At 70.1% G+C, this 15,575-nt stretch carries 12 protein-coding genes; 9 read left to right on the top strand and 3 right to left on the bottom strand.

What is annotated here, in order from left to right; all coding sequences use genetic code 11:
- The first annotated feature begins 109 nt into the window (after nucleotides 1-109).
- From leuS to lptE, 3 genes are read left to right on the top strand one after another with little or no spacing between them, the layout of a single operon-like run.
- On the top strand, nucleotides 110-2,611 hold the full coding sequence (leuS, locus tag ACJ8AN_RS23960; protein WP_407757777.1) for a leucine--tRNA ligase: 2,502 nt from the start codon (nucleotides 110-112) through the stop codon (nucleotides 2,609-2,611).
- A gap of 12 nt (nucleotides 2,612-2,623) precedes the next feature.
- The gene (locus ACJ8AN_RS23955) at nucleotides 2,624-3,187 is read left to right on the top strand and encodes a hypothetical protein (RefSeq protein WP_407757762.1); all 564 of its coding nucleotides are present in this window, start codon (nucleotides 2,624-2,626) and stop codon (nucleotides 3,185-3,187) included.
- Between the two features lie 57 nt (nucleotides 3,188-3,244).
- Nucleotides 3,245-3,787 carry an LPS assembly lipoprotein LptE gene (lptE, locus tag ACJ8AN_RS23950; protein WP_407757761.1) on the top strand — a complete coding sequence of 181 codons (543 nt, stop codon included), beginning with the start codon at nucleotides 3,245-3,247 and terminating at the stop codon, nucleotides 3,785-3,787.
- 13 nt (nucleotides 3,788-3,800) lie between these two features.
- On the opposite strand, the gene rpsT is transcribed toward lptE, so the two are convergent.
- Nucleotides 3,801-4,076, bottom strand: a complete 276-nt coding sequence (gene rpsT, locus ACJ8AN_RS23945) for a 30S ribosomal protein S20 (RefSeq protein WP_407757760.1) — start codon at nucleotides 4,074-4,076, stop codon at nucleotides 3,801-3,803.
- Between the two features lie 113 nt (nucleotides 4,077-4,189).
- Entirely contained in the window at nucleotides 4,190-5,362 is a 1,173-nt protein-coding gene (gene mazG, locus ACJ8AN_RS23940) for a nucleoside triphosphate pyrophosphohydrolase (protein ID WP_407757759.1), read from the bottom strand.
- 108 nt (nucleotides 5,363-5,470) lie between these two features.
- On the opposite strand from mazG, the gene ACJ8AN_RS23935 reads away from it, so the two are divergent.
- From ACJ8AN_RS23935 to ybeY, 5 genes are all read left to right on the top strand, one after another.
- The gene (locus ACJ8AN_RS23935; protein ID WP_407757758.1) at nucleotides 5,471-7,714 is read left to right on the top strand and encodes a tetratricopeptide repeat protein; all 2,244 of its coding nucleotides are present in this window, start codon (nucleotides 5,471-5,473) and stop codon (nucleotides 7,712-7,714) included.
- Between the two features lie 12 nt (nucleotides 7,715-7,726).
- Nucleotides 7,727-8,917: a DUF4388 domain-containing protein gene (locus tag ACJ8AN_RS23930; RefSeq protein WP_407757757.1), complete on the top strand. Its 1,191-nt coding sequence runs from the start codon at nucleotides 7,727-7,729 to the stop codon at nucleotides 8,915-8,917.
- A gap of 95 nt (nucleotides 8,918-9,012) precedes the next feature.
- Complete coding sequence (locus ACJ8AN_RS23925) at nucleotides 9,013-10,107, top strand: PhoH family protein (RefSeq protein ID WP_407757756.1); 1,095 nt, start codon at nucleotides 9,013-9,015, stop codon at nucleotides 10,105-10,107.
- Between the two features lie 107 nt (nucleotides 10,108-10,214).
- Nucleotides 10,215-12,713 (top strand): HD family phosphohydrolase, encoded by a 2,499-nt coding sequence (locus ACJ8AN_RS23920; RefSeq protein WP_407757755.1) that lies wholly within the window; start codon nucleotides 10,215-10,217, stop codon nucleotides 12,711-12,713.
- 28 nt (nucleotides 12,714-12,741) lie between these two features.
- Nucleotides 12,742-13,587: an rRNA maturation RNase YbeY gene (gene ybeY, locus ACJ8AN_RS23915; protein ID WP_407757754.1), complete on the top strand. Its 846-nt coding sequence runs from the start codon at nucleotides 12,742-12,744 to the stop codon at nucleotides 13,585-13,587.
- Nucleotides 13,588-13,599: 12 nt separating this feature from the next.
- Here the strand turns inward: ybeY and ACJ8AN_RS23910 are convergent, their stop codons facing one another.
- Nucleotides 13,600-14,055: a hypothetical protein gene (locus tag ACJ8AN_RS23910; RefSeq protein ID WP_407757753.1), complete on the bottom strand. Its 456-nt coding sequence runs from the start codon at nucleotides 14,053-14,055 to the stop codon at nucleotides 13,600-13,602.
- 150 nt (nucleotides 14,056-14,205) lie between these two features.
- Here ACJ8AN_RS23910 and ACJ8AN_RS23905 point away from each other — a divergent pair, with 150 nt between their 5' ends.
- On the top strand, nucleotides 14,206-15,525 hold the full coding sequence (locus ACJ8AN_RS23905; protein WP_407757752.1) for a DUF4105 domain-containing protein: 1,320 nt from the start codon (nucleotides 14,206-14,208) through the stop codon (nucleotides 15,523-15,525).
- Nucleotides 15,526-15,575 lie beyond the last annotated feature (50 nt).

Raw genomic sequence — 15,575 nt, 5'->3', positions numbered from 1 at the left:
CGAGCCGACCTCTGGCGAGCCCCCTCCTGGGCTCCAGGAGTCAGAGGGAGTCGGACGGGTGCGTCAGTTGTTGCTTGGAGACGTGCGCCCCACTAAGACGCACCCCGTCATGGCCATGAACGAGCGTTACGAGCCGCAGGCAATCGAGCAGAAGTGGCAGACCCGTTGGGAAGAGGCGGGAGTGTTCCGGGCGGGCAAGCGCCCCGGAGCCCCGAAGAAGTACATCCTCGAGATGCTGCCGTACCCCAGCGGGCAGATGCACATGGGGCACGTGCGCAACTACCTCATCGGTGACGTCTACGCGCGCTTCTTCCAGATGCGGGGCTACGACGTGCTGCACCCCATGGGGTGGGATGCCCTGGGCCTGCCGGCGGAGAACGCGGCCATCAAGGACGGCGTGCACCCGGCGGTGCGCACCCGCGAGAACATCGTCTCCTTCAAGAAGGAGATGGGCACGCTGGGCTACAGCTACGACTGGACGCGCGAGGTCAACACCAGCGATCCCGAGTACTACCGGTGGAACCAGTGGTTCTTCATCCAGATGTTGGAGCGGGGCCTGGTGTTCCGCCGCTTCAGCAAGGTGAACTGGTGCACGGGCTGCCACACCGTCATCGCCAATGAGCAGGTGAAGGACGGCACGTGCGAGCGCTGCGAGTCGCCGGTGCTGGACAAGGAACTGCCCGAGTGGGCCTTCCGGATCACGAAGTACTCGCAGGCGCTGCTGGACGGGCTGGACGAGCTGAAGGAGTGGCCCGAGCGCATCACCTCCATGCAGCGCAACTGGATCGGCCGCTCCGAGGGCGTGGAGGCGGACTTCAACGTTCAGGGCAGTGACGCGCGCATCCGCGTCTTCACCACGCGTGTCGACACCATCCACGGCTGCACCTATGTGGTGCTGGCGCCGGACCACAAGCTGGTGGAGCAGGTGACCACGCCCGCCCAGCGCGCCGAGGTGGCCGCCTTCGTGAAGAAGATGGCCGCCATCTCCAAGACGGACCGCACCGCCGAGGGCGCGACGAAGGAGGGCGTCTTCACCGGAGCGCACGCCATCAACCCCTTCACCGGCCAGCCGGTGCCCATCTGGATCGCCAACTTCGTGCTGTCCGACTACGGCACGGGCGCGGTGATGAGCGTGCCGGCGCACGACGAGCGCGACTTCGAGTTCGCGCGCAAGTACGCCCTGCCCATCAAGGTGGTGGTGCAGCCGGCCACGGGGGACAAGCTGCCCGCGGGCGAGGCGCTGGAGAAGGCGTCCACCGAGGAGGGCGTGCTGGTGGACTCGGGCGAGTACTCGGGCCTGCCGTCGGCCGAGGCGCGCAAGAAGATGGGCGAGAAGCTGCGGGCCGAGGGCCGCGGTGAGCCCAAGGTGACGTACCGCCAGAAGGACTGGGGTTTCAGCCGCCAGCGCTACTGGGGAACTCCCATCCCCATCGTCTACTGCGAGAAGTGCGATCCCGAGCGCAGGGGCCAGCCCGTGCCGCTGGACCAGTTGCCGGTGCGTCTGCCGGAGATCGACACCCAGACGGTGCTGACGGGCAAGGGCGAGCCGCCGCTGGCCAAGGTGCCCTCGTGGGTGAACACCACCTGCCCCAGGTGCAAGGGCCCCGCGCGGCGTGAGACGGAGACGATGGACACGTTCGTCGACTCCTGCTGGTACTTCGCGCGCTACCTGTCGCCGCACTACGACAAGGCGCCGTTCGATCCGGCGGAGGCCCAGCGCTGGCTGCCGGTGGACGTGTACGTGGGCGGCCCCGAGCACGCGGTGATGCACCTGCTGTACTTCCGGTTCTGGACGCGGGTGATGAAGCTGCTGGGGCTGAGCCCGGTGGACGAGCCCGTCAAGCGGCTCATCACCCAGGGCATCGTCAACGGCGCGGACGGCCGGAAGATGGGCAAGCGCTACGGCAACGGCGTGGCCCCGTCCTCCATCGTGGAGAAGTACGGCGCGGACACCGCGCGCGCCTACGTGCTGTTCGCTGGCCCGCCCGAGCGCGACTTCGACTGGTCCCACGAGCAGGTGGAGGGCGTCTTCCGCTTCCTCAAGCGCGTGTGGACGCTGGCGAGCACCCACCACGCCGCCACGGCGGGGGCCTCGCACGAGGGCTCCTTCGAGGGCAAGGCGCTGGAGATCCGGCGCGCGGCGCACAAGGCGCTCAAGCGGGTGGGGGAGGCCATCGAGCGTCTGTCCTTCAACACCGCCATCGCCGGCATCATGGAGTACGTGAACGCGCTGTACGCGCTGGGCACGCCGGAGACGCCCGCGGAGAAGGCGGCCATGGCCGAGGCCATGCGGATGCTGACGGTGGTGCTGACGCCGTTCGCCCCGCACCTGGCCGATGAGATCGCCGAGTCCTACGGCGCCAAGGAGTTCGTCGTCACCCAGGGCTGGCCGGAGTTCGACCCGGCGCTGGTGGTGGACGACGTGATTCCGTACGCGGTGCAGGTGAACGGCAAGCTGCGCGCGGAGATCCGCGTGGCGGTGGACGCGGCCGAGGCGGACGTGAGGGCGGTGGCCGAGGCGGACGAGCGGGTGCAGGCGGCCATGGCGGGCAAGACGCTGCGCAAGTTCGTCTTCGTGCCCAAGCGGCTGGTGAACTTCGTCGTCGGCTGAGACGGGGGCCCGGTGCCGACCGAGGTCCTCGTCATGTGCTCGCGGTGTGGCCGTCCCCAGAAGGCGGGGGCGGGCCGCTGTGTCGCGTGCGGGGCCGAGCTGCCCGAGGCGCCCCTTCCCGCGGGGAGGGGTGGCTCGGCGGCGGCCCCCTTCCTGTCGGCGGAGCTGGCGGGAGGCCGGGTCCTCGTGGGCGAGGGCAACCGGCTCTCCTACCGTCCGGGAGGGGCCGCCACGCCCTTCCTGCTCGAGCTGCCGGGGCTGCGCCGGGTGTCCCTGGTGCACCGGCCGCGCTACGAGGCCCTGGCGCTCACCGCCGTGGCGCTCGGGGGACTGCCCTGGGTGCCGGCGGGGGTGAAGGGGCTGCTCGTCCTGGTGGCCCTGGTGGGCGTGGGGCTCGCGTTCTCCGGCCGGCGCTACACGCTCGTGCTGGAGTCCTCGGGCGAGGGGGAGACGCGCTGGGACCTGGGCGCCGTGCAGCGGGGCTCGCCGATGGAGCAGCGCGTGCGGGCCGCGTGGAGCACGCTCTCGGACGTGGTGCGCGCGCGCGGCGTGCAGGTGAGCGGGCCTCCGGCCTGAGGGGACGAGGCTCCCCGGGCGCTTGACCGCGAGACTCGCGCCGCTAGTGTGGGCGCCATGTCGCGGATGCGCGTGGTGGGTTGGGTCCTCTTGGTATCGGCTCTCGGGTGTGGCTACCGCTTCACGCCCCGGGGCGCGGGGTTGCCCGAGGGCGTGCGCTCGGTGTGCGCGCCCGTCTTCCGCAACGACACGGCCGAGCCGGGCCTGGAGCTGCTCTTCACCCGGGACTTCCGTCAGGAGCTGCTACGGGCCGGAGTGCTGGGCGGCGCCGGGGCGTGCGAGGCCTCGGTGGAGGGCGTGGTGGTGGCGGTGGGCAGCGGGCCCACGAGCATCGCCGAGCCCAACTTCCAGGGCGGCACGCAGACGACGCCCCCGCAGCTGGCCAGCTACCACGCGACCGCGACGGTGCTGTTGCGGCTGATTCGGGAGGGACGGGTGGTGTCGGAGGCGACCGTTACCGGGAGCGAGGACTTCCTTCCCGGCACGGCGAACCTGTCCGGCGAGGTGCTGCAAGTCGAGGCCAACCGGCAGTCCGCGCTGCACCGTCTCTCGGAGACGTTGATGCGCGAGGGATACGACCGGTTGGCCAGCGGCTGGTGAAACGGTGCGACGACTACTTCGCGGCGGTCTTGGCGCGGTTGGCGGCCTTGGCCAGCCGGGAGATGCGGCGCGAGGCGGCGCGCTTGTGGATGACGCCCTTGGAAGCGGCCTTCGCGATGGTGCGGGTGGCGGCCTTGAGGGCGTCCCCGGTCTTCGCGGCATCCTTGGTGGTGAGGGTCTCGCGCAGGCCCTTCACGGCGTCCTTCACCGTGGTGCGGACGTTGACGTTGCGCGCGCGGCGCTTCTGGGTCTGACGGTTACGCTTCTCTGCGGACTTGGTGTTGGCCAAGGTGATCTCCAGCGTACTTCTGTGGAAAAGAGGGGCCGTACCTACTTCGGCCACCACCGAGCGTCAAGGCCTGCGTGATCCGTGCCACCTTCCGGACGCCCGAGTCCCTTCAATCAGCGGTCTCCGAAGGCATATTCCCAACGCAGGCCGGCGGCGTCCCGGAAGGTGATCCGCCCCGTGGCGCCCGAGCCCTCCAGGACGCTGCCGGGGGAGGAGCCCTCCAGGAGGGTGCGCAGCCGCTCCACCGCCTCGGCCGAGGCCGCACCGAAGGTGAAGGTGGCGGGGGAGGGGGCGCTGGGGCCCTGGGTGAAGACGAGCCGGTACATGCCGTCCGTGTAGCGGGCCTCGTCGGAGCCTCCCCGCTCGGTGCTCCAGCCCAGGAGCGGGGCGACCCTGTCCCAGAAGGCCCGCTGGGCGGCGAGGTCCGGCACGGGCAGGCGCAGGGCCACCAGGGGCGAGCGGGGGATTCGGGTCGGGGGCGGCAGGCCCTTCTCCACGGCCTTGGCGGCCAGCCAGTGCTTGTCCATGTGCTCGAGCGTGGCCTCGCCGAGGGGGACGCCCTCGGAGCGCAGGGCGGACTCGATGTGCTGGAAGCGCGTGGTGAAGCGGCGGCAGGCCATGCGCAGCGCGTCCTCGGCCGGCGTGTGGATGAAGCGCGCGAGGTTGGCCAGGGAGAAGAGCACGTCGCCCAGCTCGTGCTCCAGCGCGTCCCGGTTGCCCGAGACGATGGCCTCGTCCAGCTCACCCAGCTCCTCGTCCAGCTTGGCGCGCACCTCCTGGAGGGTGGGCCAGTCGAACCCGATGCGGCTCGCCTTCTCCGTGAGGCGCTCGGCGCGCAGCAGGCTGGGGGCGTGTGTGGGCACCCCGTCGAGCACCGAGCTCTCCCGGCCCGTCTTCTTCTTGCGCTCCTCGGCCTTCAGCTTCGCCCAGTTGGCCAGCGGCTGCGGGGTGCCGTCCGCCTGTTTCTCGCCGAACACATGCGGGTGGCGGTGGGTGAGCTTGTCGCTGATGGACCGGCCCACGTCCGCCATGGAGAACTCCCCCAGCTCCTCGGCGAGCCGGGCGTGGAAGACGATCTGGAAGAGCAGATCTCCGAGCTCCTCGCCCAGAGGGCGCCACGGGCCGCCCTCGGCCACCCGGTCCATCTCGTCGAGCACCTCGAAGGCCTCCTCGACGAGGTAGGGGCGGAGCGAGCGCAGATCCTGCTCCCTGTCCCACGGGCAGTCCGCTCGGAGACGGGCCATGATTTCCACCAGCCTGTCCAATTGCTCCCCTGCTGCACTCATATTTCCCATCCTCTCCGAGCAAGCGGGCTTGCTGTAACATGAGGGAACCGCGGGAGGGACGTGACAACTTCCGTGGGCGGAGCGGGTCGCCTATCATCGGGAGCCCGAATGCCGCGCCTTCCCCTGTTGCGCTTCCTGCCACTGCTGCTGTGCCTCGCATTGTGGATGCCCGCGCGGCAGGCGCATGCCCAGAAACCGCAGCGCCAGAGCTCCACGCAGAAGCCGGCCCGTCAGGCTCCCGCGGAGAAGCCCACGTACGATGATCCCTCGATGTTGGACCCGTCCGAGATGGCGGTCCCCGAGGAGCTGACGGACGAGTCCACCGACGAGGAGTCGGCGGACGAGGGCTCCACGCGGGCGGGCCACGGCAAGAACCGCAAGGGCCACAAGACGCAGGACGAGGCCCCCGAGGAAGAGGCCGCGAAGCACCCGGAGGCCGAGACGCCCGCGGTGCCCACCTCGGTGCCGGTGCGCCAGCAGCCCGCCGCGCCTCCGCCGGTGGTCCGGCCTCCGCCTCCGCCCATCCTCACCCCGCGCGTCACGGACGCGGACCTGCAGGCCGCCTGGGACAAGTGGCAGAAGGCGGTGGCCGCGCTGGACATGGAGGGGGCGCGCAAGGCGCAGCAGGAGCTGGTGTCGCTCAAGGACGACGTGGCGGCCCTGGACATGGAGTCGCTGAGCATCGGCTTCATCCGGGCGGCCGAGGGGCGGCGCAAGGCCAACGACTCGGCGGGCGCGCTGCAGCTGGTGGAGCACGCGGTGTCGCTCTCGCCCAACCTTCCCTATGCGCGGCTCGCGCTCGCCGAGGCGTATGCCCGCCGCTCTCCGGGCGACGTGGGCGCGTACTCCAAGCAGGTCAAGGCCGCCGTGTCGGTGCAGCTGAAGGATCCGCGCTACCGGCGCCCGGCGCTGGCGGACCTGGGCACGGTGCTGCTGGTGGCGCTGCTGGCCACGGCGGCGGTGGTGGTGGGCGTGCTCTTCCTGCGGCGCGCGCGCTTCTTCCTGCATGACTTCCACCACCTCTTGCCCCGGGCGGCGGCGCGCTGGCAGTCGGCGGCCCTGGCGGTGCTGCTGCTGATCGGCACGCCACTGGCGCTGCGGCTGGGCCTGGTGCCCGTGCTGCTCATCCTGCTGCTGTCGGTGGCGGTGTACCTCTCCACGGTGGAGCGGGTGGTGGCGGGGGTGCTGCTGGTGGTGGCGGCCTTCGTGCCGGTCGCCGCCGGGAAGATCGCCCATTCCTCCAACTTCGCCGGCACGGTGGCCGAGGACGTCTACGTGCTGGAGCGCGGCGGGCTCGCCGTGGAGCCGGTGGCCGAGCGGGTGCGCGCGCGCTACGAAAAGAAGGAGGCCAGCTTCGCGGAGCTCTTCGCGCTCGGGCGCTTCGAGGCCCGCCGCGGCCAGATGGAGAACGCCATCACCCACTACAGGGCGGCCATGGCGCTGCGGCCCGGCCATGCGGTGCTGATGACCAACCTGGCCAACGCCCTGTTCGCCACGGGCGATCAGGACGGCGCGTCGCGGATGTACGCCGAGGCCTCGGCGGCGGACCCCGGACTGGCCGCTCCCGCCTTCAACCTCGCCGAGGTGTACCGGCGCCGGGCCGCGGTGGCGCCCGACTCGGAGATCGGCTCGGAGAACCAGAAGGCGCGCGATGCGCTCAACGCCGCGCAGCGCCTGGATACGGCCCTGCTGATGTGGCAGCGCCCGCCGGAGGATCGCCTCCTGATGAACAAGCTGCTGATCGGCCCGCCGCTCCCCGACGAGGACCTGCCGCCCACCGAGGACCTGGTGGCGGGCGAGCGGGTGGAGGCGCAGCTGTCGCGCCGTCTGCTCGGCGGTGGCTCGGGGCTCACCGCCTGGGGCCTGCCGGTGCTGGGCGCGCTGGCGGCTTTCGGGCTCGGCTTCGCGGGCCGGTCGCTCAAGGCCTCGCACGAGTGCGAGAAGTGTGGCCGTCCGGTGTGCCGCCGGTGCGACAAGGAGCTGGGCGTGGCGAGCAAGATGTGCGCCCAGTGCGTCAACGTCTTCTCGCGCAAGGGCGCGGTGGAGGCGCGCGTCCGGGCTCGCAAGCAGATTGAAATCGAGCGCAACCGGCGCTGGGCGGACTACGTGTCGTACGCCTTCGGCGCGCTGGTGTCCGGCGGGGGCCACCTCTTCCACGGGCTGGCGGTGCGCGGTGCCGTCTACGCCTTCTTCTTCCTCTTCGCGGTGTCCGGCGTGCTGCTGCGCTCCGGGGTGCTGCGCTCGCCCTATGGCGAGGTGCCGCTGTACCTCAAGCTGGCGCCGCTGTTGCTGCTGCTCATCCCCCTCCACCTCCTGACGTTGGCCGGCCTGTACCGCCGCCAGAACGAGTAGCCCGGAACAACGATGGCCCTCACGGGAACGCTCAAGGACTTCGGTATCGCGGACATCCTGCAGCTGATCGGTCAGCAGCAGAAGACGGGAGTCCTCTACCTCAAGAGCAAGGACCAGGAGGTCCAGGTCTACTTCCGGGACGGCAACATCGTCCGCGCCGAGAGCGTCACGCGGAAGAAGAAGGACCTCATCGGCAACATGCTGGTGCGCTCGGAGATCATCACCGAGCAGCAGCTGGAGAGCGCGCTGGAGACGCAGAAGCGCACCCTCAAGCGGCTCGGGGACGTGCTCACCTCCAGTGGTGCCATCACCGCCCAGAAGCTCAAGCAGATGATGCAGCTGCAGGTGACGGAGACCCTCTACGGGCTCTTCTCCTGGAAGGCGGGCACCTACGAGTTCAAGCAGGAGGATGTGCAGGCGGACGGCGATTCCATCACGCCGCTGCGCGCCGAGAGCGTGCTGATGGAAGGCTTCCGGATGGTGGACGAGTGGCCCCACATCCGCAAGAAGCTCCCCCACGACGCGATGACCTTCGAGCGTCTCAAGGAGCTGCCCGCCCCCAACCCCAAGAACAAGAAGAAGGAAGAAGACGACTTCGACGCCGCCTTCGACGACGCCTTCTCCGAGGAGAAGAAGGACGAGAACAAGGGCGAGTTCAAGTCCATCGGCAGCTCCGAGCGCAAGGTCTACGAGTTCATCGCCCCCGGCCGCGACGTGCGCAAGCTGGTGGACTTGAGCGGCCTGGGCGAGTTCGAGACCTGCAAGGCGCTCGTCAACCTCCTCAACCTCGAGTACGTCCGCGCCCACCAGCTGTCGGGCCGCGCCGCCTCCGCGAGCGGGGTGAACCTGCTCGTCCGGGTGGGCGGCATGGTGGCGCGTGCCGTCGTCACCGTCATCGTCCTGGCCGCGCTGGGCTTCGTGGGCTCGCGCCTCCGGCCGGACACCTGGGACCTGGGCGACGAGTCGGCCTCTTCGTTCGCGGACCCGGCGGCCCAGCGTCTGCTGGCGCGGGCGCAGCAAGCCCGAATCGAAGCCGCCCTGGAGGTGTTTCGACTGGAGAAGGGGGCTCTCCCCGAGCGCCTGGACGCGCTGGTGGAGGGGGGCCTCCTACAGCGAGAAGACCTTCGTTACCCCTGGCGGGACGACTACTATTATCGCCGTACGTCAGAGCGTCAGTTCATCCTCCTGTCTCCCTTGCGCTAGGCAGGCCGCTTGCTTCGGCCTTTCGCTCGCGGCGGGAGGTCGTTAGCTTGAAGTGAAGTTGAATTCCGGTAACCCGCCCAAAGGGATTTGACGCATTGCGAAACCCCGCCACTGTAGAGGCCGAAGTAGCTAGCCCCACCTCCGCCAAGGTGGATGTCCGCGACAACGCGACGACCCTGGCGCTGTGTGGCAACCAGAACGAAAACCTCAAGCTCATGGAGCGCCGACTGGGCGTGCGCGTGGGGCAGCGGGGCACCGAGCTCCACCTGTCCGGTCCGGCCGATGCCGTGGCCTTCACGGTGCGCCTGGTGGAGAACCTCGAGGGCGTCATCCGCGCCGGCCGTCCCGTCTACCGCGAGGACGTCGAGCAGGCCATCAAGGTGCTCGGCCGCGGCGGCGCCGAATCGCTCCAGGACGTGATGCTCGGCTCCGTGCTCAAGAGCTCGAGCAACAAGCAGATCGCCCCCAAGAGCATCGCGCAGAAGCGCTACGTGGACGCCATCCGCGCCCATGACATCGTCTTCGGCATCGGTCCCGCCGGTACGGGCAAGACGTACCTGGCCATGGCCATGGCGGTGGCCTTCCTGCAGGAGCGCAAGGTCAAGCGCATCGTCCTCGCGCGTCCCGCGGTCGAGGCCGGTGAGAAGCTGGGCTTCCTCCCCGGAGACCTGGCCGAGAAGGTCAACCCCTACCTGCGCCCGCTCTATGACGCGCTGCATGACATGATGGCCGTCGAGCGCGCCACCCACCTCATCGAGCAGGGCGTGGTGGAAGTGGCCCCGCTGGCCTTCATGCGCGGCCGCACGCTCAACGACTCCTTCGTCATCCTCGACGAGGCGCAGAACACCACCGTCGAGCAGATGAAGATGTTCCTCACCCGCCTGGGCTACAACAGCAAGGCCGTCATCACCGGCGACGTGACGCAGGTGGACCTGCCCACGGGCAAGGCCAGCGGCCTGCACCACGCGCGCTCCATCCTCAAGAACGTGGAGGGCATCAACATCTCCGAGTTCACCGAGGTGGACGTGGTGCGTCACCCGCTGGTGCAGGAAGTCATCCGCGCCTACGACCGCTACGACGCGACCGTGGCGGCGGCCAAGGAAGCGGCCAGGGCCCCGAGGAAGGACGCCGAGGGAAGCGCGGCGGCGGGGCCGGCGGGTACGCCGGAATCCGACACGGCAACCCCTTGATTTTCCAGGCCCTCCAGACGGGCGAGCAGCCAGGGGCGGCGGAATCTCCTTCCGCCGCCCGCTTTGCTTGATGAACCCGTCACGCCTCCCATAGGTTGAGCAATCCCATGGCCGAACCGGAATCGTCGCCCCCCGGACCCAGTCCGCTGGACGCGCTAGCCCACCGCTTCCGGCTCGGCCCCCGTTGGGGCCGGCGCCTGGCAAGTCTCCTCCTGCTGCTGGCCGTCTCCGTGGCCTCCGGCTTCGTCATCTCCCCGGGGCTCTACAGCCAGCAGATCCCGTCCCTCACCGAGGACCACCTGGGCAAGCCCTTCCGGGCGAGCTCTCCGGCGGGGTTCAAGGCCGGGCGGGACTACGAAATCATCCACCAGGCGATGACCGAGCAGCGGCGCCTGGAGGCGCGCGGCGCGGTGCGGCCGGTGTACGACCTGAGCCCGGGCGTGGTGTCCGAGGTCCGCGCGGCGGTGAGCGGGGCCTTCGCGGAGATGCGCCAGCGGCTGGCCAGGGCGGCGCCCCTGGAGGGAGTGGCCGTCCCCGGAGCTCCGGAGGCGCTCAAGGGGCGCAAGCCGGCCGCGGCCCCCGAGGACCGTGAGCGCCAGCGCCGCGAGCTGGACGCGCTGCGCGAGGACTTCCAGGTGCTGCTGTTCGGGCGCCGGGACGCGGCGTTGGAGCCGGAGGACTTCCAGGCGCTGTACTCGGCGCGCTTCTCCGAGGCGGCCGAGGCGGCCACGCTGTCGCTGGTGGAGCGGGCGTACGGCTTCTCCGAGCCCGCCCCGGTGTACGTGGCGAGCTCGCGCGAGGAGCTGTCACGCGAGGGTCCGCAGGGGATTACGGTGCGCGACCTGCGCCACAACGGCGAGCAGACGCTGCCGGGCACTTCGCCCACGGTGGTGGATGTGCGCGAGGCCTACACGGAGCTGGACCGTTTCGCGTCCATTCCGGGCAACCTGCTGCCGGACTCGCCGGGTGTGCAGCGGCGCGCGGTGCTGCGGCTGGCCAAGCGGCTGGTGCGGCCCAACCTCACCATCAACCTGGCGGAGACGGACGCGCGGCGGCGCCAGGCGGCGGCGGCGGTGAAGGACGCCGTCATCTCCATCAAGAAGGGCCAGCGGGTCATCGGGGATGGCGAGCTCGTCAACGAGACGCACCTGGTGGCCATCCGGGGCATGCGCTCTCAGACGGACCGGCTGGACCTGGTGCAGCTGCAGGTGGGCGGCACGGGGCTGGTGGCGCTGCTGATCTCCGCCACGTACCTCTTCTGCCGGGCGGCCTTCCGTCGCTTCCGGCCCACGCGCAAGGACGCGCTGCTGCTGGGCCTGCTGCTGGTGACGATGCTGGGCCTCTTGCAGCTCTGGGTGTCCATCGCGGACGCGGTGCAGGACCGGTACACGGTGCTGCCGCTCGAGGCCTTCTATTACGCGTTTCCGGTGGCGGCCGGGGCCATGCTGGTGCGCTTCATCCTCTCCGAGGAGCTGGCGCTCTTCTTCGCGCTGGTGCTGGCGTGCCTGTGCGGGGTGATGCTGGGCAACTCGCTGTCCTTCGGCATCTACGCGCTGCTGGGCTCGCTGGTGGCGGCCGACCGCATCACCAAGGCGAAGGATCGCGTGGGCATCTTCAAGGCGGGCCTGTCCACCGGCGGCACGAACATGCTGGCGGTGCTCTGCCTCTTCCTGGCCGAGGGCAAGGGGCTCACCAGCGACACGCTCCTCACGGCGCTGTCCGCCTTCGCGGGCACCTCGCTGGCGGTGCCGGTGATGGTGATGGCGCTCACCCCGCTCATCGAGTCCGTGTTCGGCTACGCGTCGGACCTGAAGCTCCTGGAGCTGGCCAACCTCAACCACCCGGCCCTCAAGGAGCTCATCGTCCAGGCGCCGGGCACCTACCACCACTCCATCATCATCGGGACGCTGGTGGAGAACGCGGCCGAGACCATTGGCGCCAATCCGCTGCTGGCGCGCTCGTGCGCGTACTACCACGACATCGGCAAGGGCCGGAATCCGCTCTACTTCGGCGAGAACCAGAAGGGCGAGAACAAGCACGACAGCCTCGCCCCGGCGATGAGCGCCGTCATCATCAAGCGCCATGTCACCGAGGGGCTGGAGATGGCGCGCCAGTACCGGCTGCCCAAGCTGGTGGCGGACGCCATTCCGCAGCACCACGGGACGCGGCTGGTGGGCTACTTCTTCCACAAGGCCGTCAAGGAGCAGGAGGGCAAGGAAGGCGCTCCGCCCATCGACGAGAGCATCTACCGCTACCCGGGCCCCAAGCCGCAGTTCCGCGAGGCGGCCCTGGTGATGATCGCCGACGCGGTGGAGGCCTCGACGCGCTCGCTGCCCGAGCCCTCCACGCCCCGGCTGCACGCCCAGGTGCAGAAGATGATCAACCTCATCTTCTCCGAGGGCCAGCTGGACGAGTGCGATCTGACGCTGCGGGACTTGAACCTCATCGCGCAGTCCTTCCTGCACACGCTGGAGGGCATCTACCATGCGCGCCCCGAGTACCCGGCCGGAGCGCTGCAGACGGGCCCGAAGGGCGCGGCGCTGACGTCGGTGGCGACGGGGACCAAGCAGGACGGCAAGGCGCGCCCGACGGGCACGGGCTCCTGAGGCGCGCGGCCGGAGGAGGCCGAACGTGGTGAAGCTGCGCAAGGGGAAGATCATCCCCCGCGAGGATGGGAAGCGGATCGAGGAGTTCGTGGGCGCGGCGACGACGGGCACCGACTCCATGTCGGTGGCGCGGATGCTGGCGCCGCCGGGCTGGTCCGAGCCGGCGCAGACGCCCGAGTTCGACGAGGTGGTCATCGTCCTCAAGGGCGAGCTGACGCTGGTGGTGGATGGCCGGCGGCAGTTGATTGGCGAAGGGGAGATGGGGCTGGTGCCGCGGGACCACCGGGTGGTGTACCGCAACGATGGGCAGGGCGCGTGCGACTACTACTCGGTCTGCGCGCCGGCCTTCCGGGTGGAGCTGGCGAACATCGAGCAGGCGTCCGAGGAGCCCGAGGCCAACCGGGTGACGCTGCAGGTGGCGCATCCGCAGGGCAAGCGCTTCACCAAGCAGGTGACGGAGCTGGCGGAGACGTTCCTGCGCAAGCTGGAGCTCACCGGGTGCGAGCTGTCCATCTCACTGGTGGGCGACCACGCCATCCGCCGGCTCAACCGCACCTGGCGCAAGAAGGACAAGGCCACGGACGTGCTGAGCTTCCCGGCGGGGGACCTGCCCAAGGGGACGCCCGGGCCGAGGCAGCTCGGGGACGTGGTCATCTCGCTGGACACGGCGAAGCGCCAGGCGAAGGAGTACGAGCGCACGCTGGAGGCCGAGGTGGCGCGCTACCTGGCGCACGGGGTGTTGCACCTGCTGGGCTACGACCACGAGCGCCCCAAGGACGCGCAGAAGATGGCGCGCACCGAGGAGCGGCTGCTGGGCGAGAGCGGCATGGTGGGCGACGCCGTGGCCCCCCGGGCCCGCAAGCTGATGACCTGAGGGCTTGCCGCCTCACTCCATGGAGGTGAGTCGCACCGTGCAGCGCCCGCCCTGACAGACGGCGCTGGGGGCGCCCCGAGGGGCTCGGCACATGGGCTCCGGGCAGGAGGACTCCTGGAAGTTCGCGCAGGACCTCTGCCGGCGGGCGAGCGCGGTGGTGGAGATCGCTCTGGGCGTGCAGAGCGTGGGACAACAGCCCTCGTCGGAGAGAAGCGTCAGGGTGCAGTCCGCATCGCGCGTGCAGCGGGCCTCCGCCTCGGCGGGGTCCGCGGCCAGGGGCTCCATGCTGGCCGGAGGCGTCTGGGCTGGAGGCGTCCGGGCCGCCGCTCCCGCGTCCGTTCCAGGCGTGAGCGCGGCCTCCCCGGTACGAGCCGTTTCCGCTGTCGGCGCGGGAGCCTCGGTCGAGGGAGCCGCGGAGTGGTGGCACGCGGAGAGGCAGAGGGCGATGAGCAGGGTGGTACGCCACATGGGCGGACTCCTCGGGAGGCGGTGGGGGGCGCTGTTATCGCCGAGTCGCACCGTTTGGGGAACACGCCCGCTCACCGGCCGGGCACAGTCGGGGTTGAGTCGGGCGGCGCGCGTGATAGGTAGGTCCGCCCTCATTTGTTGGGACGGACAATGCCTCGCCTGACCCGATTTCTGACCTGCCTGCTCGGCCTGCTGCTGCTGGCCGCCACCCCGGCCTCTGCCCAGGACATGCCCCCTTGGGGGACGGGCGACAGCAAGGGCGAGGACCTGTCCATCTACCTGGTCACCTTCGGTCCGGGCGACGACGTGGCGTCCTGGTGGGGGCACGGCTCGCTCGTGGTGGAGGACCAGCGGCTGAAGCAGTCGCGCCTCTACAACTACGGCATGTTCTCCTTCGACGAGCGCATGCTGATGCGCTACGCGATGGGGCGGCTCGAGTTCTGGGTGGACGACGCGAGCCCCGCGGGGACGTTCCGCTTCTACCGCTCGCTCAACCGGGACGTGCGGCTGCAGGAACTCAACCTGTCCCCGGAGCAGAGGGTGGAGCTGGCGAAGGCGCTCGCGGTCAACGTGCTGCCGGAGAACCGCAACTACCTGTACCAGCACTACGCCGACAACTGCGTGACGCGGCTGCGCGACGGCATCGACAGGGTGCTGGGCGGCACCTTCCAGCAGGCGATGAGTGGCCCCGGGCGGATGACGCTGCGGGAGCACACGCGCCGCTACACGGCCGTGGGCCCGCCGATGAGCGTGCTGCTCGACTTCCTGATGAACGACGAGATCGACAAGCCCATCACCCGCTGGCAGGAGGCCTTCCTCCCCGACGAGCTGGAGCGGCAGGTGGCGGAGATGCAGGTGGTGGGGCCGGACGGGCAGAAGCACCCGCTGGTGGCCCGGGCCTTCAGCGTCTACACGGCGACGGGCCGTCCGGCGCTCCCCGAGCAGCCGCCGAAGTACGCGCCCGTGCTGCTGCTGATGGGCCTCGTCTTCGGAGGCGGCGCGGTGGGCCTCGCGCTGTGGGGCCGGCGGAGCGGAGGGCGTGCCCCTCGCGTGCTGCTCGGCTTGCAGAACCTGCTCGTCGGGCTGGTGTTCGGCATCCCCGGCTTCGCGCTGTTCATCATGTGGCTGTTCACCGACCACACGGTGACGTACCACAATGAGAACCTCTTCCAGGCCAACCCGCTCACCCTCCTGGCCATCCCCTTCGGCGTCCAGTTGATGCTCGGCTCGAAGAAGGCTCCCGGGCGGATGCGGCTCCTGTGGTGGGTGCTGGCGGGGGTGGGCGTGCTGGGGCTGGTGCTCAAGGTGCTGCCCCCGTTCGATCAGGACAACTGGCGCCTCATCGGGCTCATCCTGCCCATCTCGCTGGGCATGGCGGGCGCGTTCACGCGGGCCCGGGTCCAGGCCCCGGCGGAGGTCCGGCCCTCCTCGGAGCCCGTGGCTCCTTCCCTGAAGGCTTCTGGCAGCTGAAGATTTGGAACTCGCGCGCGGGCGGCGTTCGTGCGCACACTGAGGACACA

Origin of the sequence: Archangium sp., from assembly GCF_045802675.1 — a bacterium.
GTDB lineage: Bacteria > Myxococcota > Myxococcia > Myxococcales > Myxococcaceae > Archangium.
Note: the sequence above shows the minus strand (reverse complement) of the source record. Positions and strands in the feature narration are given on the sequence as shown.

Coding starts and splice junctions, on each gene's coding strand:
- ACJ8AN_RS23910 (WP_407757753.1), bottom strand. CDS start 14,055: ATGTGGCGTACCACCCTGCTCATCGCCCTCTGCCTCTCCGCGTGCCAC.
- lptE (WP_407757761.1), top strand. CDS start 3,245: ATGTCGCGGATGCGCGTGGTGGGTTGGGTCCTCTTGGTATCGGCTCTC.
- ACJ8AN_RS23920 (WP_407757755.1), top strand. CDS start 10,215: ATGGCCGAACCGGAATCGTCGCCCCCCGGACCCAGTCCGCTGGACGCG.
- ACJ8AN_RS23905 (WP_407757752.1), top strand. CDS start 14,206: ATGCCTCGCCTGACCCGATTTCTGACCTGCCTGCTCGGCCTGCTGCTG.
- ACJ8AN_RS23930 (WP_407757757.1), top strand. CDS start 7,727: ATGGCCCTCACGGGAACGCTCAAGGACTTCGGTATCGCGGACATCCTG.
- leuS (WP_407757777.1), top strand. CDS start 110: ATGGCCATGAACGAGCGTTACGAGCCGCAGGCAATCGAGCAGAAGTGG.
- ACJ8AN_RS23935 (WP_407757758.1), top strand. CDS start 5,471: ATGCCGCGCCTTCCCCTGTTGCGCTTCCTGCCACTGCTGCTGTGCCTC.
- mazG (WP_407757759.1), bottom strand. CDS start 5,362: ATGAGTGCAGCAGGGGAGCAATTGGACAGGCTGGTGGAAATCATGGCC.